Origin of the sequence: Stenotrophomonas sp. SKA14 (genome assembly GCF_000158575.1) — a bacterium.
Lineage (GTDB): Bacteria > Pseudomonadota > Gammaproteobacteria > Xanthomonadales > Xanthomonadaceae > Stenotrophomonas > Stenotrophomonas forensis.
In genome coordinates this window covers 4433825-4458384 of the sequence record NZ_DS999412.1, presented here as the reverse complement: position 1 = coordinate 4458384, position 24560 = coordinate 4433825, and the positions used below count along the sequence as shown (strand labels likewise).

General features: G+C 66.7%; 20 protein-coding genes. 13 read left to right on the top strand and 7 right to left on the bottom strand.

The features are described from left to right. The first annotated feature begins 346 nt into the window (after positions 1-346). The 4 genes from SSKA14_RS20430 to SSKA14_RS20415 all read left to right on the top strand — a co-directional run bounded on the left by SSKA14_RS20430 (position 347) and on the right by SSKA14_RS20415 (position 3411). Entirely contained in the window at positions 347-1438 is a 1092-nt protein-coding gene (locus SSKA14_RS20430; RefSeq protein WP_008268379.1) for an OmpA family protein, read from the top strand. A gap of 218 nt (positions 1439-1656) precedes the next feature. After that, positions 1657-2163, top strand: coding sequence for a hypothetical protein (locus tag SSKA14_RS20425; protein ID WP_008267393.1), 507 nt, complete (start codon positions 1657-1659; stop codon positions 2161-2163). A gap of 20 nt (positions 2164-2183) precedes the next feature. After that, a complete protein-coding gene (locus SSKA14_RS20420; protein ID WP_232281420.1) occupies positions 2184-2990 on the top strand; it encodes a pseudouridine synthase in 807 nt (268 codons plus the stop codon). An 85-nt stretch (positions 2991-3075) separates the two neighbouring features. After that, positions 3076-3411, top strand: a complete 336-nt coding sequence (locus tag SSKA14_RS20415) for a hypothetical protein (protein WP_008268295.1) — start codon at positions 3076-3078, stop codon at positions 3409-3411. Positions 3412-3533: 122 nt separating this feature from the next. Here SSKA14_RS20415 and kbl read toward each other — a convergent pair whose 3' ends face one another. After that, the gene (gene kbl / locus SSKA14_RS20410) at positions 3534-4742 is read right to left on the bottom strand and encodes a glycine C-acetyltransferase (RefSeq protein WP_008268606.1); all 1209 of its coding nucleotides are present in this window, start codon (positions 4740-4742) and stop codon (positions 3534-3536) included. A 198-nt stretch (positions 4743-4940) separates the two neighbouring features. Here kbl and SSKA14_RS20405 point away from each other — a divergent pair, with 198 nt between their 5' ends. After that, on the top strand, positions 4941-5633 hold the full coding sequence (locus tag SSKA14_RS20405; RefSeq protein ID WP_008268382.1) for a TorF family putative porin: 693 nt from the start codon (positions 4941-4943) through the stop codon (positions 5631-5633). A gap of 150 nt (positions 5634-5783) precedes the next feature. Here the strand turns inward: SSKA14_RS20405 and tdh are convergent, their stop codons facing one another. After that, positions 5784-6806: an L-threonine 3-dehydrogenase gene (tdh, locus tag SSKA14_RS20400; protein ID WP_008267065.1), complete on the bottom strand. Its 1023-nt coding sequence runs from the start codon at positions 6804-6806 to the stop codon at positions 5784-5786. A 292-nt stretch (positions 6807-7098) separates the two neighbouring features. Between tdh and SSKA14_RS20395 the strand changes: the two genes are divergently transcribed. From SSKA14_RS20395 to SSKA14_RS20365, 7 genes are all read left to right on the top strand, one after another. Next, positions 7099-9264, top strand: coding sequence for a S46 family peptidase (locus SSKA14_RS20395; protein ID WP_040008760.1), 2166 nt, complete (start codon positions 7099-7101; stop codon positions 9262-9264). A gap of 174 nt (positions 9265-9438) precedes the next feature. Next, a complete protein-coding gene (locus SSKA14_RS20390) occupies positions 9439-10083 on the top strand; it encodes a histidine phosphatase family protein (protein WP_008268389.1) in 645 nt (214 codons plus the stop codon). Between the two features lie 41 nt (positions 10084-10124). Beyond that, on the top strand, positions 10125-11396 hold the full coding sequence (gene folC / locus SSKA14_RS20385) for a bifunctional tetrahydrofolate synthase/dihydrofolate synthase (RefSeq protein WP_008265919.1): 1272 nt from the start codon (positions 10125-10127) through the stop codon (positions 11394-11396). 81 nt (positions 11397-11477) lie between these two features. After that, positions 11478-12533, top strand: coding sequence for an SPOR domain-containing protein (locus SSKA14_RS20380; RefSeq protein WP_008268477.1), 1056 nt, complete (start codon positions 11478-11480; stop codon positions 12531-12533). A gap of 43 nt (positions 12534-12576) precedes the next feature. Continuing rightward, the gene (locus SSKA14_RS20375; RefSeq protein ID WP_008268644.1) at positions 12577-13338 is read left to right on the top strand and encodes a CvpA family protein; all 762 of its coding nucleotides are present in this window, start codon (positions 12577-12579) and stop codon (positions 13336-13338) included. Between the two features lie 30 nt (positions 13339-13368). Then, a complete protein-coding gene (gene purF, locus SSKA14_RS20370; RefSeq protein WP_008265108.1) occupies positions 13369-14835 on the top strand; it encodes an amidophosphoribosyltransferase in 1467 nt (488 codons plus the stop codon). Between the two features lie 12 nt (positions 14836-14847). Then, positions 14848-15669 carry a ferritin-like domain-containing protein gene (locus SSKA14_RS20365; protein ID WP_004154530.1) on the top strand — a complete coding sequence of 274 codons (822 nt, stop codon included), beginning with the start codon at positions 14848-14850 and terminating at the stop codon, positions 15667-15669. 67 nt (positions 15670-15736) lie between these two features. Here SSKA14_RS20365 and SSKA14_RS20360 read toward each other — a convergent pair whose 3' ends face one another. Beyond that, positions 15737-17194: a DUF2235 domain-containing protein gene (locus SSKA14_RS20360; RefSeq protein ID WP_040008755.1), complete on the bottom strand. Its 1458-nt coding sequence runs from the start codon at positions 17192-17194 to the stop codon at positions 15737-15739. 225 nt (positions 17195-17419) lie between these two features. Here SSKA14_RS20360 and SSKA14_RS20355 point away from each other — a divergent pair, with 225 nt between their 5' ends. Beyond that, on the top strand, positions 17420-18673 hold the full coding sequence (locus tag SSKA14_RS20355) for a M12 family metallo-peptidase (protein WP_008265356.1): 1254 nt from the start codon (positions 17420-17422) through the stop codon (positions 18671-18673). A gap of 87 nt (positions 18674-18760) precedes the next feature. Here SSKA14_RS20355 and lpxH read toward each other — a convergent pair whose 3' ends face one another. From lpxH to SSKA14_RS20335, 4 genes are all read right to left on the bottom strand, one after another. Beyond that, complete coding sequence (gene lpxH, locus SSKA14_RS20350) at positions 18761-19507, bottom strand: UDP-2,3-diacylglucosamine diphosphatase (RefSeq protein ID WP_008267240.1); 747 nt, start codon at positions 19505-19507, stop codon at positions 18761-18763. A 59-nt stretch (positions 19508-19566) separates the two neighbouring features. Next, positions 19567-20106, bottom strand: a complete 540-nt coding sequence (locus SSKA14_RS20345; RefSeq protein ID WP_004154533.1) for a phosphatase PAP2 family protein — start codon at positions 20104-20106, stop codon at positions 19567-19569. After that, the gene (locus tag SSKA14_RS20340; protein WP_008267772.1) at positions 20087-21232 is read right to left on the bottom strand and encodes a glycosyltransferase family 1 protein; all 1146 of its coding nucleotides are present in this window, start codon (positions 21230-21232) and stop codon (positions 20087-20089) included. The genes SSKA14_RS20345 and SSKA14_RS20340 overlap by 20 nt, the downstream gene beginning before the upstream one ends. 157 nt (positions 21233-21389) lie before the next feature. Beyond that, complete coding sequence (locus tag SSKA14_RS20335) at positions 21390-24356, bottom strand: TonB-dependent receptor (RefSeq protein WP_008265250.1); 2967 nt, start codon at positions 24354-24356, stop codon at positions 21390-21392. Positions 24357-24560: the final 204 nt, after the last annotated feature.

Here is a 24560-nt window from a genome sequence, read left to right as displayed (position 1 = left end):
CTGGGTTCGTGGCCCCATCATAAGGTTCCTCACCTTTCAGCAAGTGCGCTGAACCACGCGGCGCGTCCGCTTGCGCAGTATGTCGTTTTTGCCACTTAAACCCCGTCAAACCCTTGCAGCGTGCGGGTCTTGCGGATTTTCATCATCCTGTATAGGGTTTCAACGTCGGACCGGTGGAGGGTCGGGCGCGATACTTCACATGTTACGGGACTGTTAACATGACCTTCACCCGCCTGAGCATAATGTTCGCGGCGGTGGCGTGCTGAATCGGCTGTCGTACATCGACGCACTAGTGCTGGCCCATGCCTCTACCGGTTTCATACCCCCGAAATAGGAGCTGTACTCAATGAACAAGAAGATCCTTACTGCCGCGCTGCTGGGTGGTCTGGCTTTCGCCCAGGCTGCGTCGGCGCAGGAGTTCGATGACCGCTGGTACCTGACCGGTTCGGCCGGCTTCAACTTCCAGGACAACGACCGTCTGACCAATGACGCTCCGTTCGTGACCCTGGGCCTGGGTAAGTTCATCAGCCCGAACTGGTCGCTGGACGGTGAGCTGAACTATCAGAACCCGAACTTCGATTCGAACAAGGACCTGAACTGGTCGCAGTACGGCGCCTCGCTGGACCTGCGTCGCCACTTCATCAAGGAAGGCCGCGGCTGGAACCCGTACATCCTGGGTGGCCTGGGCTACCAGAAGTCGGAAGAGCAGTACCCGGCCCTGGACAACAACGGCCCGCGCAAGCGTAAGGACGGCAACTTCGCCGCCAAGGTCGGCGTTGGTCTGCAGACCACCTTCGAGAAGCGCGTTGCTGTCCGCGCCGAAGTTGCTTACCGCGCTGACTTCGACGACCAGAGCATCGCCGCACGCGACGAGAGCTGGTTCGGCGACGTGCTGGCTTCGGTCGGCGTCGTGATCCCGCTGGGCCCGGCTCCGGTCGCGGCTGCTCCGGCTCCGGCTCCGGTTGCCCCGAGCTGCGCCGACCTGGATGACGACGGTGACGGCGTCAACAACTGCGACGACAAGTGCCCGAACTCGCAGCCGGGTCAGACCATCGGTCCGGACGGTTGCCCGGTGCCGGTCTCCATCGACCTGAAGGGCGTCAACTTCGACTTCGACAAGTCGAACCTGCGTCCGGACGCCGTGGCGATCCTGGGCGAAGCCACCGAGATCCTGAAGCGTTACCCGGATCTGCGCGTTGAAGTTGCCGGTCACACCGACTCGAAGGGTACCGACGCTTACAACCAGAAGCTGTCGGAGCGTCGCGCCACCGCCGTGTACAACTACCTGACCAAGAACGGCGTCGACGCCGGTCGCCTGATCGGTCCGGTTGGCTACGGCAAGAGCCGTCCGATTGCGCCGAACACCAACCCGGATGGTTCGGACAACCCGGAAGGTCGCGCCAAGAACCGTCGTACCGAGCTGAACGTCCAGAACTAAGTTCTGACGCTCTGCCCGTAGGACACTGCAGGACCCGGCTTCGGCCGGGTCTTGTTGTTTCTGCGGCCCGGAATCCGGCTTTTCCTCCGGGATGACGACCGTTCGTCGGTATTTTGTTCGTAAAACCAATGAGTTGCCGTATTCATTGAAAGTGGCGCTTGAAAGATGACGCGGCATTGCTAAACTCGCCGCGTCACTTCCTTCCGTGGATGCCCCTCATGCTGCGCTCTGCATCGGCCGCCGTCCTGGCACTGGCCCTGGTTCCCGCCGCCCACGCTGCGGTCGATTGCTCGGTCAACACCAGCGCCTCGCCGCTGCCGCTGCCGGCCACGACCATCGCACCGGTGGCCGACGAGCTGTACATCCGTGGCAACCAGCTGGGCATGCCGGCTGGCGTGCTCAGCGGCAATTACGACCCGTCGCAGTCGCTGGACCAGGTGCTGCAGCGTCTGCGCATCGATGGCTGCCAGAACATCGCCAAGGCCATTCCGAGCGCGCCGGCGGTGAAGCCGAACGATCCGGCGGCCTACAAGCCGCAGACCGAGTTCGACAACACGCCGTGGCGCTTCGACATGAGCCAGAACGGCAAGCGCATGACCGCCGAAGAATTCGACGCCTGGATGAAGGCGCGTGGTGTGCGCGTGGTCAAGGCGCGTCCGGCTCCGGCCGCCACCCCGGCTGCGGCCGAAGCACCGGCTGAGACCAAGCCGGTCGACAAGAAGTAAGCGCCGCGGGGAGCAGAGGCTTGCGCACGCGCCGCCCACCTGCCGCCCCCGCCGCCCGCTCCCACGCACCGCGTGGGCGTGCGGTTCCGAATGTCTCCAGTGGCGTGCGCCATGGTCTGGCGCGCGTGCTGTCCAAGGCCGGCGTGTGCTCGCGCAGCGAGGCCGCGCGCTGGATCGCCGAAGGCCGTGTGCGGGTGTCCGGCCGCATCGTCCGCGATCCGGAGTTCCCGATTGGCCAGCCGGCGCCGCCGATCGAGGTCGACGGCCAGCCGCTGGCAGCGCCACAACGCCTGTACCTGATGCTCAACAAGCCGCGCGGGGTAGTGACCACCGTGCAGGATGAGCGCGGCCGCGACACCGTGTATCGCTGCTTTGATGGTGCCGGCCTGCCATGGATCGCACCGGTCGGGCGGTTGGACAAGGCCAGCGAAGGGCTGCTGCTGTTCAGCAATGATCCGCAGTGGGCCGCGCGCCTGACCGACCCGCAGACCGGGCCGGACAAGACCTACCACGTGCAGGTGGATGGCATGCCCGATCACGCCACCCTGGCGGCACTGCAGGCGGGCGTGGAGGACGAAGGCGAGTTCCTCGCCGCCCACGCCGTGCGCGTGCTGCGCAGTGGCGACAAGACCGCATGGCTGGAGGTGGTCCTCGACGAGGGCCGCAACCGCCATATCCGCCGCCTGTTGGCGGCCTTCGACCTGCAGGTGCTGCGCCTGGTCCGGGTTGCGATCGGTGGGCTGGTGCTCGGCGATCTCGGCAAGGGCCAGTGGCGGGTTCTGGAGGTCAGCGACCTGCAGCGGCTGGGGGCCGCTGCACCGGGCTGACCATCGCCCGCGGCCGGCGGTTGCCGGCCACCGTTCCAGGCGTAGGGGGCGCCTGGTTGTTGAATTTCCCGAACGGAGCCTGCCCATGTACCACCTGACCCTCAACCAAACCCTGCGCTGTGCAGGCCTGCTGCTGCCGATGGTGCTGCTGACCGCCTGTGGCGGCCACAAGAAGGTGGCCAAGGCGGAAACGCCGGCCGAGATCCCGGTGGTGGAAGTGAAGACCCCGGAGCTGGATGGCCGCGGCAGCTACCGCTTCCTGATGAGCGACGGCGACAGGAAGATGACCGCCGACGAGTTCGATGCCTGGATGAAGGCCAACGGCATCCGCGTTGCCAAGGGCAATGGCCAGGACGCCGCCGCCAAGCCGGTGGTGGTGGCTAGCAAGGATCAGCCCAAGGACAAGAAGAAAAAGAAGTGACGCCTGCGGGTGCCGACCCCGGTCGGCACGCCCTCAAGCCGCGGTGGGTGCCGACCTTGGTCGGCACGCTCTGATTGGGTCGGAACCCTTTCCGCAGGAAAGGGATCCGACCCCGGCCATGATCAGCCCTTGATCACGCCCAGCTCGACGCCGATGCGGGTGAAGGCATCGATCGCACGGTCCAGGTGCTCGCGGCTGTGTGCCGCACTGATCTGGGTGCGGATGCGGGCCTGGCCCTTGGGCACCACCGGGAAGAAGAAGCCGATCGCATAGATGCCTTCTTCGAGCAGGCGCTCGGCGAACTTCTGCGCCAGCGGCGCGTCGTACAGCATCACCGGGCTGATCGGATGCACGCCCGGCTTCACGTCGAAGCCGGCGGCGGTCATCTTCTCGCGGAAGTAGGCCGTGTTCTCGGCCAGCGTGCCGCGCAGGTCGTCGGCGGCGGCCAGCATCTCGAACGCCTTGATGCCGGCAGCGACCACGTGCGGCGGAAGCGAATTGGAGAACAGGTACGGGCGCGAGCGCTGGCGCAGCAGTTCGATCACCTCGGCGCTGGCGCAGGTGAAGCCGCCCAGTGCGCCGCCCATGGCCTTGCCCAGGGTGCCGGTGATGATATCGATCTTCTCCAGCACGCCCTTGACCTCGGCCGAGCCACGGCCGGTGGCGCCGAGGAAGCCGGTGGCATGGCATTCGTCGATGTGCACCAGTGCGTTGTACTTCTTCGCCAGCGCGGTGATCTCGTCCAGCGGCGCGATGAAGCCGTCCATAGAGAACACGCCATCGGTGGTGATCAGCTTGGTCTTGCAACCGGCGGCATCGGCGGCCTGCAGCTGGGCTTCCAGGTCGGCCATGTCACAGTTGGCGTAGCGGAAGCGCTTGGCCTTGCACAGGCGAACGCCGTCGATGATCGAAGCATGGTTCAGCGCGTCGGAGATGATCGCGTCGTTCTCGCCGAGCAGCGGTTCGAACAGGCCACCGTTGGCGTCGAAGCAGGCCGCATACAGGATGGTGTCCTGCTTGCCGAAGAAGTCGGCGATCTGCTTCTCCAGCTGCTTGTGCAGGTCCTGGGTGCCGCAGATGAAGCGCACCGAGGCCATGCCGAAGCCGTGGGTATCCAGTGCGTCCTTGGCGGCCTGGATCAGGTCCGGATGGTCGGCCAGGCCCAGGTAGTTGTTGGCGCAGAAGTTCAGCACCTTGCGGCCGTCGTCGAGGGTGATCTCGGCCGACTGCGGGCTGGTGATGATCCGCTCGGACTTGAACAGGCCCTGGGCGCGGATGGCGTCCAGTTCCTCGGCGTAGTGGCGGGTCAGGGCGGAGGAGGCGTCGGTCATGGCGTGGGCACGGCTCAGCACGGGGAAACCGCCGATTCTACCGGGCAACGATGGCCATCGACCGGGCCGGGCAGGGCACCGCCACGGCCGGCACATGTTGCATCGCAATAGCAAACGGGTTAAAAATTCGTGAACCGCGCCTGTCTGGCGCCGGTTGCCCACTCCCCCTTCCCGCCCCCGCCACCCTCGGAGACGCCCATGAAGCACGCCCGTGCCTGCCTCGCCATTGCCGCCGCCCTGACCCTCGCGCCGTTTGCCGCCAGCGCCCAGGACAACGAATCGCCCTACAGCTGGAATGTCACGGCAGTGTCGGATTACCTGTTCCGCGGCGTGTCGCAGACCGACGAAAAGCCGACCCTGCAGGCGGGCTTCACCTACACCTCGCCGGTCGGCCTGTACGCCGGTGTCTGGGGTTCGGGCGTGGACTTCGGACCGGGCGACCCGAACACCGAGATCGACTACCAGATCGGCTACGGCGTGGACGTCACCCCGCGCGTCAACTTCGACGTGCTGCTGAATCGCTACACCTACCTCGGTGCTAGCCACCAGAACTACAACGAGCTGGTCACCACCACCACGCTGGACGAGACCTACAAGCTGACCGTGGCCTACACCAACGACCAGTGGAACAGCGGCACCGACGGCTGGTACTACGGTGTCGGCGGCCAGTGGGGCCTGCCGCAGGAGTTCACGCTGAATGCCAATGTCGGCCGCAGCAGCTTCGAGAAGGGCCTGGCCAAGGACTACACCGACTGGAACGTCGGCGTCAGCCGCCAGTTCGGCCTGTTCAATGTCGGCCTGGGTTACTACGGCACCGACGGCAATGGCCGTGACAACTCCGGCAAGCTCGCGCACAGCCGCGTGCTGCTGACCGTGGCGGTCGGCAAGTAACGCCGCAGGCGTTACCGGTAGTGCCGGCCGCTGGCCGGCAACACCACAGAAAAAGGCGCCCATCGGGCGCCTTTTTCAGATTCAAGGTGTGCCGAGCAAGCTCGGCACCCACTACAAGCTCGGCACCCACCCATCGCGCGCGGCGAAGGATCAGTTCCAGCTGAGCACGACCTTGCCGGCCTTGCCTTGTTCCATCAGGTCGAAGCCCTTCTGGAAGTCATCGATCGGCAGCTGGTGGGTCATCACCTTGCCGAGCGGGAAGCCGGACAGCACCAGCTGCGTCATCTTGTACCAGGTCTCGTACATCTTGCGGCCGTAGATGCCCTGCACGGTCAGGCCCTTGAAGATGATCTTGTCCCAGTCGCAGCCGGCGCCCTTGGGCATGATGCCGAGCATGGCGATCTTGCCGCCGTGGTACATGCAGTCGAGCATGTCGTTGAACGCACGCGGATTGCCGCTCATTTCCAGGCCCACGTCGAAGCCCTCCATGTGCAGTTCCTTCATCACGTCCTTCAGCGACTGGTTGGCGACGTTGACCACGCGCGTCGCGCCCATGTCGGCGGCCAGCTTCAGGCGGAAGTCGTTGACGTCGGTCACCACCACGTTGCGTGCACCGATGTGCTTGCAGATGCCGGCGGCGATGATGCCGATCGGGCCTGCGCCGGTGATCAGCACGTCCTCGCCGATCACGTTGAACTCCAGTGCGCAGTGCGCGGCGTTGCCGTACGGGTCGAAGAACGCGGCCAGTTCCGACGGGATCTGGTCGGGGATCGGCCACAGGTTGCTGGCCGGCATCACCATGTATTCGGCGAAGGCGCCGTTGACGTTGACGCCGATGCCGACGGTGTTCGGGCACAGGTGCGGGCGGCCGCCACGGCAGTTGCGGCAGTGGCCGCAGACGATGTGGCCTTCGGCCGAGACGCGCTGGCCGATTTCATAGCCGGTCACCGCCGAGCCGAGCGCGGCGATGCGGCCGACGAACTCGTGGCCGATGGTCAGGCCCGGCTTGATCGTGCGCTGGCTCCACTCGTCCCACAGGTAGATGTGCAGGTCGGTACCGCAGATCGCGGTCTTCTCCAGCTTGATCAGCACCTCGTTCGGGCCCGGGGTCGGCACCGGAACCTCTTCCAGCCAGATGCCCTTGGCCGCTTCGCGCTTGACCAGGGCCTTCATCGTTTGCTGCGCCATCGGGGTGGAACTCGTCAGGGGGAAAGCGCGGATTATAGGGCGCCGCGCGGATTTCCCATGTTGCGCTGCGGGTGCAGTGGCGGAACGAAAGGCGTGCGCCGGGGGGCATTTCGAACGTGGCCGCTGAGCTCGCCGGGCATGGCCCGGTGGATGCGTGAGTGTCCACCAAGGTTGGCTGCGACCGGGGCGCCGGTGCGCCCGGGCCATGACTTCCGGGGTTCGGGGCGGGGCAGGGGGGCGGGCTACAATCGAGGGTTCCACTACCAGGGGCCGCTCCATGCGCTCGAACCTGCTTGCATTCTCCATCGTCGCCAGCCTTGGGCTGGTCCAGGTCGCCCATGCCGCTGAAGGCATGTGGGTGCCGCAGCAGCTGCCGGAAATCGCCGGCCCGCTGCAGAAGGCCGGCCTGAAGCTGTCCCCGGAGCAGCTGTCCAACCTCACCGGCGACCCGATGGGCGCCGTGGTCGCGCTTGGCGGCTGCACCGCCAGCTTCGTTTCGCCGCAGGGCCTGGTGGTCACCAACCACCACTGCGCCTATGGCGCCATCCAGCTGAATTCGACCGCGCAGAAGAACCTGATCAAGGATGGCTTCAATGCGCCCAAGCACAGTGATGAGCTGAGCGCCGGGCCGAACGCCCGCGTCTATGTGCTGGACCAGATCACCGACGTCACCGCCCAGGCGAAGGCCGCCATTGCCGCTGCCGGCAACGACCCGCTGGCCCGCAGCCGCGCGCTGGACGCCTTCGACAAGGCCCAGGTCGCCGCCTGTGAAGCCGAGGAAGGCTTCCGCTGCCGCCTGTACACCTTCTCCGGCGGCAACACCTACCGCCTGTTCCGCAACATGGAAATCAAGGACGTGCGCCTGGTCTACGCGCCCCCGGGCAGCGTCGGCAAGTACGGCGGCGACGTCGACAACTGGATGTGGCCGCGCCATACCGGCGATTTCTCGTTCTACCGCGCCTACGTCGGCAAGGACGGCAAGCCGGCGGCGTTCTCGGCCGACAACGTGCCGTACCAGCCCAAGCACTTCCTGAAGTTCACCGACCAGGCGCTGGGTGCCGGTGACTTCGTGATGGTGGCCGGCTATCCGGGCCGCACCAACCGTTACGCGCTGGCCGGTGAGTTCAACGAAACCGCCAGCTGGACCTACCCGACCATCGCCAGGCACTACAACGCGGTGCTGAAGATGATCGACGAGGCCGGCAAGGCCGACGCCGACGTCAAGGTGAAATACGCCGCCACCGCGGCCAGCATGAACAACGTGGCCAAGAACTATGCCGGCCAGCTGGAAGGCTTCAAGCGCATCGATGCCGCTGGCCAGAAGCAGGCTGAAGAAGCCGCCGTGCTGGCCTGGCTGAAGAAGCAGGGCGCCGCCGGCAAGCCGGCCCTGGCCGCACACGCGCAGCTGATCAAGCACCTGGACGCCAGCAAGGCGACCCGCGAGCGTGACCTGTTCGTCGGCCAGTTCAACAACACCTCGGCGGTCAGCGCCGCCATCGGCCTGTACCGCCTGTCGATCGAGCGCGCCAAGCCGGATGCCGAGCGTGAAGCCGGCTACCAGCAGCGCGACCTGCCGACCCTGGAAGGTGGCCTGAAGCAGATGGATCGCCGCTATGTGGCGAAGATGGACCAGCAGCTGCAGACCTACTGGCTGGACCAGTACATCGCCCTGCCGGTCGCGCAGCGCAACAACGAAGTGCTGAACACCTGGCTGGGCGGCAGCGATGCCAACGCAGTCAAGGCGCTGGTGGGCAAGCTGTCGGGCACCGAGCTGGGCAGCCTGGACGCGCGCCTGAAGTGGTTCAAGGCCGATCGCGCCGCGTTCGAAGCCAGCACCGATCCGGCCATCCAGTACGCCGTGGCGATCATGCCGTCGCTGCTGAAGCAGGAAGAGCAGAAGAAGATCCGCGAAGGCGAGTCGCTGACCGCGCGTCCGCTGTACCTGCAGGCACTGGCCGACTACAAGAAGAGCCAGGGCGAATTCGTCTACCCGGATGCCAACCTGTCGCTGCGCATCACCTTCGGCAACGTGATGGGCTATGCGCCCAAGGACGGCGTGGCCTACACCCCGTTCACCACGCTGGAGGGCATTGTTGCCAAGGACACCGGCGTTGATCCGTTCGATGCGCCCAAGGCCCTGCTCGACGCGGTCAAGGCCAAGCGCTACGGCGGCCTGGAAGACAAGCGCGTCGGCTCGGTGCCGGTGAACTTCCTGTCCAACCTGGACATCACCGGCGGCAACTCCGGCTCGCCGGTGCTGGATGCGAACGGCAAGCTGGTCGGCCTGGCCTTCGACGGCAACTGGGAGTCGGTCAGCTCCAACTGGGTGTTCGACCCGGTGATGACCCGCATGATCGCGGTCGACAGCCGCTACATGCAGTGGATCATGCAGGAAGTGGCGCCGGCACCGGAGCTGCTGAAGGAACTGAACCTGGCGAAGTAAGCTGGTTGCGGTAGTGCCGGCCGCTGGCCGGCAAATCCCTAAACCCCGCGACCCACGTCGCGGGGTTTTTTCATGCCCGGCCCGGTGCGCCGAACGGGTATCATCCCTGTTCCGCGTACTTCACAGGATGTGAACGAAACGCGGAGCCTCCTCCCCCCAGGACCCCTTGCACGCATGCGCATCCTGCTTGCCCGCCACGGCGAAACGCCGTGGAACGCCGAAGGCCGCTACCAGGGCCAGATCGACATTCCGCTTTCGCCGATCGGTGAAGCCCAGGCCCAGGCGCTGGGCGCCCGCCTGGCCTCGGTCGACATCACCCGTGCCGTCGCCTCGCCGCTGTCGCGCGCGCAGCGCACCGCGCAGCTGGCGCTTGGCGCTGCCCGTGCCGATATGCTGCTGACCGAGCCGGAGCTGCAGGAAATCGCCCACGGCGAATGGGAAGGGCTGCTGGCCAGCGAGATCCACGAGAAGGATCCGTCGCGCCTGCAGGCCTGGCGCGAGGAGCCGGATACCGTGCTGATGCCGGGCGGTGAATCGCTGCGGCTGGTGCTGGAACGCAGCTGGCGTGGCCTGGCCCGTGCCACCGAAGGCCTCGGCGAGCATGACACCCTGCTGGTGGTCGCCCATGACGCAGTCAACCGCGTGATCCTGTGCAAGGTGCTGGGCCTGCCGATCTCCCGCCTGTGGACCTTCCGCCAGGCACCGACCACGCTCAACCTGCTTGAGGGCGCCGATCTGGACAGCCTGGAAGTGGTGCGCCTGAACGACTGCGCCCATCACACGCCGTTCTTCGGCGAAGCCAAGCACCGCGCCCTCTGATCCGCCCTTTCGCATCAACTGCTTCTGCTGGAACTGCTGCCGTGACGAACACCCCGACCACCCTGGCCGACTGGCTGGACTACATTGAACGCCAGCACCCGGCGACCATCGACATGGGCCTGGAGCGCGTGCGCGCCGTGGCCACGGCAATGGGACTGGAGGCGCCGGCCAAGCGCACCATCGTGGTCGGTGGCACCAATGGCAAGGGTTCCACCGTGGCCTTCATCGAAGCCATCGCGCGTGCCGCCGGCTGGAAGGTCGGCGCGTACACTTCGCCGCACCTGCTGCGCTACAACGAGCGCGTGCGCATCGACGGCCAGGACGTGGACGATGCGGCGCTGGTCGCCGCGTTCAACGCCATTGAAGCGGCGCGCGGCGACATCACGCTGACCTATTTCGAGTACGGCACGCTGGCTGCACTGCGCCTGTTCGCCGATGCCGGGCTGGATCTGGCGGTGCTGGAAGTGGGCCTGGGTGGCCGTCTCGATGCGGTCAACATCGTCGATGCCGACGTCGCGGTGATCACCACCGTGGACATCGACCATGCCGAGTGGCTGGGCGAGGATCGCGAAGCGATCGGCACCGAGAAGGCCGGCATCATCCGCGGCTGGAAGCCGGTGATCCTGGGTGAGACCGACCCGCCGTCGAGCGTGCTCGCACGTGCCTATCTGGTGGGTGCCAATGCGATCCGCGGCGGCAGCGACTACTTCTACGAACCGATCGATGCCCAGCGCTGGCGCTGGCGTGATGTCGGCATGCGCATGGAACTGCCGACCCCGGCCCTGGCCGGCCCGATCCAGCTGGCCAACGCCGGCGCCGCCATCGCCGCGCTGCGCGCGCTGGACAAGCCGGTGCCACGTGCCGCCTGGGCCGCCGGTATCGCAGCGGCGCGCATCGCGGGCCGGATGCAGGCCTTCGAGCGGAATGGCGTGCAGATCCGGGTCGATGTCGGCCACAACCCGCAGGCTGCAGGTCAGCTGGCGCGCGCATTGAAGGCCGAGGTATCCCCCGGGCGCACCCTGGCGGTGTACGCCGCGCTGCAGGACAAGGACGCGGTGGGCGTGGTACAGGCGCTGCAGGACGTGGTGGGCGAGTGGACCTTGGCGGGGCTGGATGGCCCGCGTGGGCAGAGTGCCAGCCAGCTGCAGGCGCGTCTGGCCGGTACCGTGGCCGCCACGGCAGCACTGGCCGGCAGCGTCGAGCAGGCGCTGGCACAGGTGCTGGCACAGGCCGGGCGTGGCGACCGTGTGCTGGTGTTCGGCTCCTTCCATACCGCCGCCGCCGCGCTGCAGTGGCTGCAGAACCCCGCCTGATCCACGTTCAGCCAACGCCGACGCCGTCCGGTCCGGCACCCGTATAATCGACCGCAACCTCCGGACAGTTGCCCGCCTCACGTGGATACGCCTCTGAAACAGCGTCTGATTGGTGCCATCGTGCTGGTGGCGCTGGCCGTGATTTTCCTGCCGATGCTGGTCAAGGGACCGGCACCTGACAGTGGTGTCGCCAATGTGCCGATCGCCGCGCCCAATGCGCCGGCCGACGGCCAGTTTGAAACCCGTGAGCTGCCCTTGGTCGCTCCGGCAGGCGGCGCCACCGGGCTGCAGACCGGCCAGGCCAGGCCAGTGCCGGAGGCTGCGACGCCCGCGTCGCCGCCGACCGTGGACACCTCGCCGGCGGTTGCCGCCGGCAACTATGCGGTTACCTTCGGTGCCTACGGCAGCAAGGCCGACGCCGATGCGGTGATTGCCTACCTGAAGCGCTCGCAGCTGCCGGGCTTCGCCGAGGCGGCCACCATCAACGGCCGCCAGGCGTGGCGCGTGCGCGTCGGGCCGTATGCGGACCGCGCCCAGGCCGAGGCGGCACGCCTGCAGGCGGTGAAGATCCGCGCCGACGTCAAGGCCGAAGTCATTGCCCTGGATGCGCCTGCGGCCAACAGTGCTGCGGTCGCCGCGACCCCGGCCCCGGCTGCACCCAGCGCCAGCACACCGTCCGCAGCCACTGCGCCGTCGGCCAATGGCAACCCGGTGCGCAGCGAAAGCCTGCCGCCGAGCACGCCGACCGCCACCACGACTCCGGCAGCCAAGCCGGAACCGCCGAAGCCGGCGCCGAAGCCCGAGGCGGCGAAGCCGGAAGCCAAGCCCGAGCCGAAGCCCGAGGCGACGGCCAGCAAGCCGGCGACAGCCCCGGCCACACCGGCGGCACCTGCTGCCAGCGGCGTCGGCTTTGCCGTGCAGCTGGGTGCGTTCGGCCAGGCCAACGATGCCAACGCGCTGCGCGACAAGGTCCGCGCTGCCGGCTTCAGTGCCTTCGTCGAGCAGGTGCGCACCGAAAAGGGCACCCTGCACCGCGTCCGCGTCGGGCCGGTGGCCAACCGCGCCGATGCGGAGCAGCTCAAGGCCCAGGTCGCCGCCAAGGTGGGCGTGGCCGGCATGGTCCGACCGCACCCGTGACCGCGCGCGTCGCCCGCTGCAGCCACCGGCAGGAGCGGGCGGCGTGATCGATATCGTGCTGGGCGTGCTGATCGGCGCCTCCGTACTGTTCGGTTTCATCCGCGGCTTTGTCGGCACGGTGGTCGCGCTGGTGTCATGGTTGCTGGCCGGCTGGATGGCCTTCACCTTCGGCAACCAAGCCTCGCACTGGTGGGCGGCCCCCCAGCCACCGGGTACCGGCCACTATCTGGCCGGATACCTGGGCGTGTTCGTTGTGACCGTCGTGGTGGTGGGGCTGATCGGCCTGCTGCTGAAGGCCGCCATCAAGCTGACCCTGCTCGGCGGCGTCGACCGCCTGCTCGGCGGTACCCTGGGCCTGGTCCGCGGGCTGTTCCTGTCCAGTGTCCTGTTGCTGCTGGCCGGTTTCACGGCGCTGCCGGGCGAACCAGCCTGGCAGCAGTCGCAGCTGCGGCCCGTGCTGCAGCCCGCCGTGGCCTGGATGCAGGCCCAGCTGCCGCAACTGGACGAACTGTTGCCGCAGGCCCTGCCACTGGACGGCCTGTTGCCTGTGCAGCTGCCCTTGCCCCTGGCTGAGAATGCCCCATCTACACCGCAGGTGTTGGGCAAGCCGACGGCGACAGGCGATAATGGTGTCCTCAACGCGGTAGTGGCGGGTGGCGGATGGCCGCAGCCCGTGGACGTGGAGCGGGAGCCCCGGCCGGCCCCCACACTGCCCAGCAACATCGAGCCGGCGCCTGCGCGTCCGGCGCGGCCCGCGCCTGCTGCGGGCGCCCCCCCAGGCCAGGTACGGCCACCTTCCCTGTAACTGGGCACAGCCCAGCGGAGACCTCGCACCATGTGTGGCATCGTCGGAATCGTCGGCAACCAGAACGTCGCCGGGCAGTTGTATGACGGCTTGACCGTCCTCCAGCACCGTGGCCAGGACGCGGCGGGTATCGCCACCGCCAGTGGCAGCCGCCTGCGCGTGCAGAAGGCCACCGGCCTGGTCCGCGATGTGTTCGATGCGCGCACCATGTCGACCCTGGAAGGCAGTGTCGGCATCGCGCATGTGCGCTACCCCACCGCCGGTTCGGAAGGCATGGACGAGGCACAGCCGTTCTACGTCAACTCGCCCTACGGCATCGCGCTGGCCCACAACGGCAACCTGATCAATACCGAGGCGCTGCGCCAGCAGGTATTCGAGCAGGACCGCCGCAACGTCAACACCGATTCGGACAGCGAAGTGCTGCTGAACGTGTTCGCGTTCGAACTGGATGCGCAGCGCCAGCTCAGCCCGGAAGCCGCGATCCGCGCAGTGGCCGGCGTGCACCGCCGCTGCAAGGGCGGCTACGCGGTGGTCAGCGTGGTGCTCGGCCTGGGCCTGGTCGCCTTCCGCGACCCGCATGGCATCCGCCCGCTGGTGCTGGGCAAGCGCAGCCACGCCGAGGGCGATGAATACATCGTCGCCTCCGAGTCGGCGGCGCTGGACGTGCTGGGCTTCCAGCGCGTGCGCGACGTGCAGCCGGGCGAAGCGCTGGTGATCACCGCGCGCGGCGAGCTGTTCTCGGAAATCTGTGCCGAGCCGGCCGAGCACACCCCGTGCATCTTCGAGTACGTGTATTTCGCTCGTCCGGATTCGATGATCGACAACGTTTCGGTGCACAAGGCGCGCATGCGCATGGGCATCAAGCTGGGCGAGAAGATCCTGCGCCTGCGCCCGGACCACGACATCGACACCATCATCCCGATCCCGGATACCTCGCGCGATGCCGCGCTGGAGATCTCCAACGTGCTCGGGGTGAAGTACCGCGAAGGCTTCATCAAGAACCGCTACATCGGCCGTACCTTCATCATGCCGGGGCAGGGCGAGCGGGTGAAGTCGGTGCGTCGCAAGCTCAACCCGATCCACCTGGAGTTCCGCAACCGCGTGGTGCTGCTGGTGGACGACTCGATCGTGCGCGGCACCACCAGCCAGCAGATCGTGCAGATGGCCCGCGATGCGGGTGCACGCAAGGTCTACCTGGCCAGCGCCGCACCGCCGGTGCGCTTCCCGAACATCTACGGCATCGACATGCCGGCCGCTGAAGAACTGGTCGCGCACAACCGCACGGTGGAAGAAATCGAAGCCCACCTGGGCTGCGACTGGCTGATCTACCAGGATCTGGAAGACATGGAAGCGGCGGTGAGCGAAGGCAACCCGGCGCTGCGCAACTTCGATTCGTCCTGCTTCAACGGTCATTACCCGACCGGCATCGAACCGGGCTATTTCGAGCGCATCCAGCAGCTGCGTTCGGACGACGCCAAGCACAAGCGCCGCGCCTGAGGTCCAGGCGTGATGGACGTGCCCGACGTTGGAGGCGATCTGCTGCGCGCCGCGCAGCGCTGCCTGGCCGAAGCCGATCCGCTGCGCAAGGTCGCGCTGACCCAGGCCTACGCTGCCGCGTTCCGTGCCGGCCGCCTGAAGGTGGCCGCTGATGCACCGCCGCCGGAGCCGATCCGCATGCCGGGTCGGCCGGCGCAGCTGGTGCTGGTGCATCCGCGCGAAGTGCCGCGGCGCGGACTGGGTGGCGTGGAAGGGCGGGCCGCCTTCATCCATGCCATCGCCCATATCGAACTCAACGCGATCGACCTGGCCTGGGATGCGGTGTATCGCTTCCGTGGTCTGCCACCGGCGTTCCACGCCGACTGGGTCAGTTGTGCCGACGACGAATCGCGGCACTTCATGCTGCTGCGCGGGCGTCTGCAGGTGCACGGTCATGACTACGCGGACTTCCCCGCGCACAACGGCCTGTGGGAAATGTGCGAGAAGACCGCGCACGACGGCCTGGCACGCATGGCGCTGGTGCCGCGCGTGCTGGAAGCGCGCGGACTGGACGTGACCCCGGGCATGATCGAAAAGCTGCGTAATGTCGGCGATGGCGAAACTGCCGATGTGCTGGAAGTGATCCTGCGCGAGGAAGTCGCGCATGTCGCAGCCGGATCGCGCTGGTACCGCTGGTACTGCGACCGCGCCGGTGTCGAGCCGCGCGCGCGTTTCAAGGAGCTGCTGCTGGAGTACGCCGGCGGCTACCTGCATGGTCCGTTCAACATCGAAGCACGCCTGCTGGCCGGCTTCGATGCCGACGAGCTCGCCAACCTGGTCGAGCAGGCTGGCTGAGAAAAAGGGGACGGAGGGAATCAAGTCGTTTGCGGCACAAACGACTTGATTCCCTCCGTCCCCTTTTTCATGCGTTCGGCAGCATCACGCGCTTGCCATCCACGGTCGGCCGGTTGATGTAGAACAGTCCGGGCCCCGGTCGATACGGCAGCTCGCTGACGCCGGCGTCGGCGGCGTAGGTCAGTGCGGTATCGCCCAGGGCATCGAAATTCCAGTGTGCCGACTGCATCAGGTAGCGACGGCGCAGCAGCGCTTCCTGGGTCTGGGTCAGTGCCTGCCCGGCCACCAGGCGACGCGCGATCGGCTGCAGGGCGGATGGAAGTTCCCAGCCCTGGACCCCGGCGGCAAGCGCACGCCATTGCACGCCGGCATCGATGGCATGCTGCTGCATCACCTGCAGGGCGATCAGCTGGTAGCGCCAGTCAATGCGCCTGCGCAGCACCACCGCGGCGGTGACGTACAGCACGGGTGACAACAGTACGCTGCGGCTGCCGGCCCGGCGCTGCTGCTGCCATTGATGCCAGACATCCACCCAGATTTCCTTGTCGCCGACGCCCAGCTGCTGCCGCCAGCGCTCCGCATCGGCCTGCGTTTCAGCGTAGGCGGTGGTGGCCCGCAGCATCGCCAGTGGCGGTATCTGGTAGTCAGCAACAGCGGGGCGACGCAGCTGCTGCCGCCGTGGTCGGCTGAGCAGCTTGGGGCCTTCCTCAAGCTGGTTGTAACCGCCACCGATGTTGGCATGCACCCCGGGCAGGGCGATCTCGGTGAACGGTGGCGCGACGCTGGTCAGCGGGTAATGCTGGCGATGTTCGTCGCGTGCAGTGAGCTGCACCACATGCCCGGCGATACCGCTGTGCAGGGCGAGACGTGGTTGCTCGTCGGCACGGCCGCCGCTGACCGCGACCACGGTGTCGAACAGGCCGATGAAGCGCACGACCGGCACCGCGGGGGCGAAGTCGGCGGCACAGGCCAGGCCCGCCCCCTGCAGCAGCTGGCGCCAGCGTGAACCGTCCCAGCCCTGCAGCTGGTTGGCGATATCACGCGCCGCGGCAGCGCCCCGCGAAAAGCCGAACAGATCCAGCTGCACGCGGCGCAGTGGTTGTCGCCAGCGCGCGGCCAGCCCGGCAAGCGCAGCCGGCAGCAGCACCTGCAGCGCGCGCTGCACCTTCGCTCGCACGCCGCTGGCACCGATGCCGAAGGCCAGTCCGATCAGGTCGTCGTCGGCATCATCGCGGGTGCCGACCCCTTCCACATAGATCGACAGCGAGGGCGTGGCCACGGCATCGCGGCGGCTGTCCGGATACAGCTGCTGCAGCCGGGCGATGTTGGTCTCACCGTTGTCGTAGCTGCTGGTCAGCCGGCTCTGGTAGGTCGAATCATCATCCGCGCGCAGCTGCACCGGGCGCGGATGCGGCTGCTGCGGGCGACCACGGGCCAGGTTGTGTGCGTTGTTGCGGGTGCCATCGAAGAACAGGCCGATCCGCAGCAAGCCGACATCTTCGTCCGTGTCCTGCGATCGTGCCATGTGCATTCCTCGTCGTGGCCGCGTCAAAGTAGCGCGAAAAATGTGTATTTGCGATGTGTAGTGACGCTTTTGACCTGACTGAACGCAGATGCGGTTGATCACAATTCCTGATTTTCATTCGCATCAACTATTGAATTCACACGACCCGCGCAGGCCATATGGCCAGACCCGGCAAACCCGGGCGTGCTGCATCAACGCTGTTCACATCATTCAAGGAGCGACGCAATGTTGTCCAGATCGATTGGCAAAGCGGCAGGTGGCCTGGTGTTGGGTTTGTCGGTGGCAGCGGCCGCGCATGCGGCACCGTTGTTCGAGCCGGTGACGGTCATCAGCCGGGCATCGGCAAACAGTGAGCCCGCGCTGGGCAAGCTGCTGGCCACCCCGTCCACTGCGACGGTGCAGGAAGTCCGGGTCGACGCAGCGGCCACTGCGCAGCCGCAACTGGAATTCGAGTTGCTTGGCCAGCGCGTACAGGCGGTGCGCAGCAAACTTGAGGCGCTGCCCGATGGTGGCAGCATCTGGTACGGCCAGTTCCGCTCGCCTTCGGACAAGCTGACCGCGGCGACCTCCAACGGACAGGACGATCCCGGCAACTCGCTGATCCTGGTGCGCTCGGGCAACACCATCACCGGTTCCATCCGCAAGGACGGCAAGCTGTACCGGCTGCGTCCGCTGGGTAACCGCCATGTGCTGGTGGAAGTGGATGAGTCGCGGATGCCGGCCGACCATCCGGCTGACTACAACCAGCTGCCGAAGATCCCGATGGGCGAAAGCGATCGCATCGGCATCGCGCAGGCCTCGTCCGGTAGCCCCGCGACGATCCGTGTGCTGGTGGTGGCGACCAATGCCGCGGTGGCTGCCTACGGCGGCAACATGCAGTCACTGGTGCAGCTGGCGGTGGCCGAGTCCAACCAGGGCTACGTCAACAGCAACGTCGGCATCACCATGCAGCTGGCCGGTTACGAGACCACCAGCTACACCGAGTCGGGCAGCTTCGATACCGACCTGGCGCGCTTCCGTGGCACCAGCGATGGCTACATGGACAGCATCCATACCAGTCGCAACTCCACCGCCGCCGATGTGGGCGTGCTGCTGATCAACAACACCGCCTACTGCGGCCTGGCCTCGGGTATCGGCTCGACGGCATCGACTGCGTTCGCGGCGGTGTACTGGGATTGCGCGACCGGCTACTACTCGTTCGCGCACGAGATCGGCCATCTGCAGAGTGCGCGGCATGACATCGCCACCGACTCGAGCACCTCGCCCTATGCCTATGGCCATGGCTACCGCTACGAGCCGGCCACCGGCACCGGCTGGCGCACGATCATGGCCTACAACTGTACCCGCAGCTGCCCGCGCCTGAACTACTGGTCCAACCCCAACATCAGCTACAACGGCATCCCGATGGGCAATGCCAGCACCGCCGACAACCAGCGCGTGCTGGTCAACACCAAGGCCACCATCGCGGCCTTCCGCTGAGTCCAGGCGCCGACCAAGGTCGGCGTCTACCCGGGCGCGTTTACCTGCTCCGGTAGATGCCAACCTTGGTTGGCAACCTGCGATCCATCAGCCGCGCGCGAGGGTATCCAGCGACCAGCCGCTGGCATCCACGCGCAGCACCGAACCCTGTTCATACCAGTCGCCCAGAACGATGCGGGTGCAGCCGCGTCCACCGGCCTGCAGCGTGTGGATTGCCGGGCGGTGGGTATGGCCATGGATCATGGTGTCCACCCCGTGGCGGACGAAGGTGGCCTCGACTTCGGCAGGGGCCACGTCGGTCACCGACTCGAACTGCGCACGGTCGTCCTGCTTCATCTCGGACTGGCGCGCCTGGCTGGCGTCGCGGGCCTTCTGTGCGAAAGCGATGCGTGCCGCCAGCGGCTGTGACAGGAACTGCGCCTGGAACGCCGGGTCGCGCGTCTGCGCACGGAACTGCTGGTAGGGAATGTCATCGGTGCACAGCAGGTCACCGTGCTGCAGCAGCACCGGGCGGCCGTACAGCTCGATCATGCACGGGTCGGGCAGGATGCGCAGGCCGGCACGGCGTGCGTAGTCCTCGCCGAGCAGGAAATCACGGTTGCCGCGGATGAAGTACACCGGCACGCCGCTGTCGGACAGCACCTTCAGCGCATCGGCCACCGCGTCGGCGGCAGGCGAGGGCGTGTCGTCGCCGATCCAGGCTTCGAACAGGTCGCCGAGGATGTACAGGGCATCAGCGCCGGGCGCCTGCTCGCGCAGGAAGCGCAGGAACAGGTCGGTGATCTCCGGACGGCTGGGGTCCAGGTGCAGGTCGGAAATGAACAGCGTGGTCATGCCTGCATTCTAGGCCATCCACGATGACGGTAGCGCCGGGCCATGCCCGGCGGCGGCCGTCACACCGGCAGCGGCAGCCAGGCCAGGCTGGCCGACGCCAGCAGCACTGCGATGCCCGTCGCGGCCAGCACGTCGCTGGGGTAATGCAGGCCGAGCACCACCCGCGACAGCGCAACGCCAGCGGTGAACGGCACCAGCAGCGGCGCCAGCCACGGGTAGTAGGCCAGCGCCACAATGGTGAACGACACCGCGTGCAGGGTGTGGCCGGAGGGGAAGCTGAACTCGTCCAGCGGCGCCACCCAGGCGCGGATGCGCAGGTCGGCCGCATACGGGCGCGGGCGCCGGGTCCAGCGCTTGAGGCCCTTGTACAGCAGCAGCGCGGCCAGCCCGGTGGCCGCCATGTGCACCGACGCGCGCAGGCCATCGAAGCCATCCAGCAGCACCAGCGCGCCCATCAGCACGTACCAGAACACGCCATCGCCGAGCCGGCTGATGACCGAGAACAGGCGACGCACGCGACGACGCCGGCAGTAATGGTTGGCGCGCCTGCACAGGCGTGCTTCGCGGTCAGCCAGCAGCTCAAGCCGCGTGGTGCGCATGGCCGCTCCTCCGCGAGTGGGCCAGTTCGGCCAGCAGGGCATCGAATTCCGCGACCACCTGTTGTGGATGCAGGCGCTTCATCGCGCGCGCGGCGTTGCTGCCCAGCACGTGGCGTTGCGCATCATCGGCCGCCAGCCGCACGGCGGCCTCGACGAACTGCTCATCATTGTCCACTGCTGCGCCATTCTCGCCGTTGCGCAGGTACTCGCGCGCGGCGCCATAATCGAAGGCCACGGTGGCTACACCGCTGGCCATGCTTTCCAGAGTCACGTTGCCGAAGGTCTCGCTGCGGCTGGGGAACAGGAACAGGTCACCGCTGGCGAAATGCCGTGCAAGCGCATCGCCACGCTGGATGCCGCAGAAGATGAAGTCGGGATTTTCGTGCGCCAGCTTTTCGCGTGCAGGACCATCGCCCACCCACACGAAGCGTGCCTTCGGGCGGATCTGCTGCAGCTTGCGGAACGCTTTTACCGCCAGGCCAAGGTTCTTTTCCGCGGCGATGCGGCCAACGTAGATCGCCACCAGGCCGTTGCCGTCCACGCCCCATTCCTCGCGCAGTGCCGGGTCGCGCCTGCCCGGATCGAACTGCTGGCTGTCGACCGCGCGTGCCAGCAGGCGCACACGCTCGAAACCCTGTTCGCCAAGGAACTGCTGCAGCTCGCGGGTGGGCACCAGGGTGGCATCGGCCTGATTGTGGAAGCGACGCATCCAGCGCATCGCGGCGGCCTGCAGCCAGGCCACGCCGTAGTCGGGCAGGTACTCGTCGAAGCGCGTGTGGAAGCCACTGGCGACCGGTATGCCGAGGCGGCGTGCGGTACGCAGCGCAGACCAGCCCAGCGGGCCTTCGGTAGCGACGTAGACGGCGTCTGGACGCTGTTGCTGCCAATGGCGGCCCAGCCGGATCGGCGCTGGCAGGCCGAAGCGCAGGCCGGGGTAGCGGGGCAGCGCGGCGCCCGGCACCAGCAGGGTGCCCGGTGCCGAGTCCAGTGCTTCGCTGGCCTGGCGTGGCCGGACCAGGTCGATTTCATGCCCGGAATCACGCAGTCCCTGCTCCAGGCCCTGCACGGTGAGGGCAACGCCGTTCACTTCCGGCGGATAGGTCTCGGTGACGATGGCATAGCGCATGGCGGGCCTCCGGGTTTCCGGCATGCTCGGCCATGGCGATGTAGTGGACATGACGGCTTTGCGACCGCCAGATGACGCAGCTGCCGGCCACCGTGGGCAAGAAAAAACCACGGCCCCGAGGGGCCGTGGTTCCTGTTGCAGATGACAGCGCGATGGATCAGAAGCGCTGCTGGTACTTCATGTACATGAAGCGTCCGATGTCGTAGCCACCGTAGTAGGAGAACGACGAGTTCGGCTTGCTGTACATCACCGGGCCTTCCTTGCCGAACACGTTGTTGGCGCCCACCGACACGGTGGCGTCCCACGGCAGGTTGTAGCGGAACTGCACATCGTGGAAGGTCACTGCACCGCGCTCGTTGTAGGCGGTCGGCGCCTTCAGCCACGGCGCCAGGAAGGTCGGATCGGAGCATTCGTCCGGGTACCGGGTGGCATTGGCGCAGCGCTCCTTCACGCCGGAGTAGTAGCGCGCCGTCCAGCTGACGCCGAAGTCACCCACATCCCAGCCCAGCACCAGGTTCGAGCGCACGCGGAAGGCGAGGCTGGTGGCGGTGCCGATGGTGTTGGCAACGCCGTTGATCGGCGTGATCGCATCGCGGACGTCATTGGTGGAGCGATAGACGTTCTTGCTCACATAGGTGCTGGTCCAGCCTGCGCTCAGCTTGCCGTAGCTGGTGTCGACGCGGTAGCTGACATCCAGGTCGTAACCTTCGGTCTCGGCGAAGCCGGCGTTGCGGTTGCCGAACTTCAGGCCGGTGACGATGCCGTTGGACGGGTCGCGGGTGAAGCGGCTGCAGCGTGCTTCGATGCCCTGCTCGTAGCAATCCTTCAGGATCTGGTTCGGGCTGTCACTGACGATGGTGTTGTCGATACGGATCTTCCACCAGTCCAGCGCGACGTTGAAGTTGCTGATGAAGGTCGGGCTCCACACCAGGCCCAGCGTCTTGCTGGTCGAGGTTTCCGGAACCAGCAGCGGATTGGAACCGGACACGAACGGCGTCGGGGTCGCATCCTGCGCGGTGGTCACCGGGACGTTGCCCTGCTTCAGCTGGCGGAAGTTGGCGGCGTCGGCGATGTCACGTGCACAGCGCGAACGGACTTCGGCGCTGCCCTTGGCCGAACCGAACACGGTGTCACACGGATCGCTGAACTGTGCGAAGGTTTCCGAACCGCCACCGTACAGGTCGTTGATGGTCGGTGCGCGGAAGCCTTCGGCCCAGGTACCGCGGACCAGCAGCTGGTCGATCGGCTTCCACTTGAAACCGAACTTGCTGTTGAGCGTGTTGCCGAAGGTGTTGTACTTGGAATAGCGGGTGGCGGCGCTGAAGCTCAGCTCACGCGCACCGGGCAGGTCGGCCAGCACCGGCACGCTGAGCTCCAGGTAGGCTTCCTTCACGTTGTAGCTGCCACCGGTCGGGCCCGCGGCCAGGTTGGTGGTGGCGCCGGTCTGGGCCAGGGCATCGGGGGTGTAGCGCCCGTCTTCCTTGCGGCTTTCCACGCCGAAAGCGAAGCCCAGGTCGCCGGCCGGCAGGGTCAGGATGCTGCCGGACAGATTGGCGAACGCGTTCTTGGTGGTGGTCCGGCCGGTGGTGTGCTCGGCCGGGAACAGCCAGGCCATCAGGGCTTCATTGCCGGTCAGTCCGTTGGGATCGGTCTTGCCATACGGCACCAGCGGATTCCACGGCATGCAGCCGTCGATCACCGCGCCCGGACGGCCGCACATCACCTTGCCGGTGGCCGGATCCAGGAACGACGGACCCACGGCGTCACGCACGCGCTTCTTGTGCAGGTTGCCGGTGGCGGTGGCGGTCAGCTCGTTGCGGTTGTACTGGTAGCCCACGTCCCAGTCGAAGTAGCGCTGGCCGATCTCGAAGGTGCCATCCAGCGACACGACCGCACGGTAGGTCTTCAGTTCGCTGGTGCTTACACGCGGGATTTCCCAGGTACGGCGGTTCCACGCGATGTCGGTCGGCCGGGCATAGCCGTGCTGGCTGCCGAACGGGTTGAAGTAGCTGTCCTTGGACATCATGCCGGTGGCGGTCGGGTCACCGGAGATCGACACCGAGCTGGACTGCAGGGGGTAGCCTGCGATCTGGCGCTCGGCCGAACGCTTGTTGTAGCCGAATTCGGTGCGCAGGTTGACCTGATCGGTGATCTTGAAGCGGCCGTCGAAGTACACCGAATCACGCTTGAGCGGATACATCACGTGCATCTGCTCGTTGGCGTTGCTGACGTCGCCGGTGAACGGGGTCGCGTCGGTCAGGTGGTAGTTGGCCGGGTTGGTCGGGTCAGCGCCGCGGTTGAGCGAGTATCCGCAGCCGTCCTTGATGTTGGTGCAGCCCGGGCCACCCTTCAGGCCGGTGAACTGGCCCCACTGGCTCAGCGTGGTCCAGTTGGAGGGATCGTTCGGGTGGCGGTCGCTCACGCCGTACTTGCTGAACCAGCGGTCCCTGGCCCAGACGCTCTTCTCTTCGGAGTGTTCCAGTGCCAGGGTCAGCGACACGCGGTCATTGCTCCAGCCGCCGACCACGTCGAAGCGGTCACGGGCGCCGTCGCCTTCGCTGTACTGGCCGTGGTAGACGTTTGCGGTTACGCCGTTGACGTTGGAACGGGTGATGATGTTGACCACGCCGGCCATCGCGTCGGAACCGTAGATGGCCGAAGCGCCATCCTTCAGCACTTCGATGCGCTCCACCGCCGACACCGGCAGCGAGGACACGTCCTGCAGGCCCGAGGTGCTGATGCCCAGGCGCTTGCCGTTGACCAGCACCAGCGTGCGCTGTGCGCCCAGGTTGCGCATGTCGATGTAGGTGCCGCCGGTGTTTTCGCCCGAGCTCAGCGCATTGGCGCGGCTGATGGCCGGGCTGCCCATCGCGGTGACGTTCTGCAGGATGTCGGCCACCGAGCTGAAGCCCTGGCGTTCGATCTCGACGCGGGTCAGCGCCAGCACCGGCTGGGCGGTTTCCACATCGACCTGGCGGATGCGCGAACCGGTGATCTCGATGCGATCCAGATTGGTCGGCGAGGCGCTGCCGGCATCCTGGGCGAACGCCGGCACGGCGGCCAGGGCGGTGGTCGTCACCAGGGCGTGGGCAATCGCCTTGCCCAACACGGTACGTGAAGTCATTACGTTCTCTCTCTCTCAAAGACGTACGGAGATACCCAAGGAAGGCATCCAATGGCCCAGCCGAACTGCGCCGGTGTTCCGATACTAGTCTCGATAGTTAAGAGGTTGTAAAGAGTCTATGTCGAAATATTTCCTCCCATGTCATCGGCGTGATGGATATGTGAGGAAAAACCGGAACTTGCGACGCAAGTGCCCGTCGCACCC

Bases quoted from the DNA above. Each gene is read 5' to 3' on its own strand.
- SSKA14_RS20355 (WP_008265356.1), top strand. From the start codon at position 17,420: ATGTTGTCCAGATCGATTGGCAAAGCGGCAGGTGGCCTGGTGTTGGGT.
- SSKA14_RS20425 (WP_008267393.1), top strand. From the start codon at position 1,657: ATGCTGCGCTCTGCATCGGCCGCCGTCCTGGCACTGGCCCTGGTTCCC.
- kbl (WP_008268606.1), bottom strand. From the start codon at position 4,742: ATGACCGACGCCTCCTCCGCCCTGACCCGCCACTACGCCGAGGAACTG.
- SSKA14_RS20395 (WP_040008760.1), top strand. From the start codon at position 7,099: ATGCGCTCGAACCTGCTTGCATTCTCCATCGTCGCCAGCCTTGGGCTG.
- SSKA14_RS20340 (WP_008267772.1), bottom strand. From the start codon at position 21,232: ATGCGCTATGCCATCGTCACCGAGACCTATCCGCCGGAAGTGAACGGC.
- SSKA14_RS20405 (WP_008268382.1), top strand. From the start codon at position 4,941: ATGAAGCACGCCCGTGCCTGCCTCGCCATTGCCGCCGCCCTGACCCTC.
- lpxH (WP_008267240.1), bottom strand. From the start codon at position 19,507: ATGACCACGCTGTTCATTTCCGACCTGCACCTGGACCCCAGCCGTCCG.
- SSKA14_RS20365 (WP_004154530.1), top strand. From the start codon at position 14,848: ATGGACGTGCCCGACGTTGGAGGCGATCTGCTGCGCGCCGCGCAGCGC.
- SSKA14_RS20345 (WP_004154533.1), bottom strand. From the start codon at position 20,106: ATGCGCACCACGCGGCTTGAGCTGCTGGCTGACCGCGAAGCACGCCTG.
- SSKA14_RS20335 (WP_008265250.1), bottom strand. From the start codon at position 24,356: ATGACTTCACGTACCGTGTTGGGCAAGGCGATTGCCCACGCCCTGGTG.
- SSKA14_RS20360 (WP_040008755.1), bottom strand. From the start codon at position 17,194: ATGGCACGATCGCAGGACACGGACGAAGATGTCGGCTTGCTGCGGATC.
- tdh (WP_008267065.1), bottom strand. From the start codon at position 6,806: ATGAAGGCCCTGGTCAAGCGCGAAGCGGCCAAGGGCATCTGGCTGGAA.
- SSKA14_RS20415 (WP_008268295.1), top strand. From the start codon at position 3,076: ATGTACCACCTGACCCTCAACCAAACCCTGCGCTGTGCAGGCCTGCTG.
- SSKA14_RS20430 (WP_008268379.1), top strand. From the start codon at position 347: ATGAACAAGAAGATCCTTACTGCCGCGCTGCTGGGTGGTCTGGCTTTC.
- SSKA14_RS20390 (WP_008268389.1), top strand. From the start codon at position 9,439: ATGCGCATCCTGCTTGCCCGCCACGGCGAAACGCCGTGGAACGCCGAA.
- purF (WP_008265108.1), top strand. From the start codon at position 13,369: ATGTGTGGCATCGTCGGAATCGTCGGCAACCAGAACGTCGCCGGGCAG.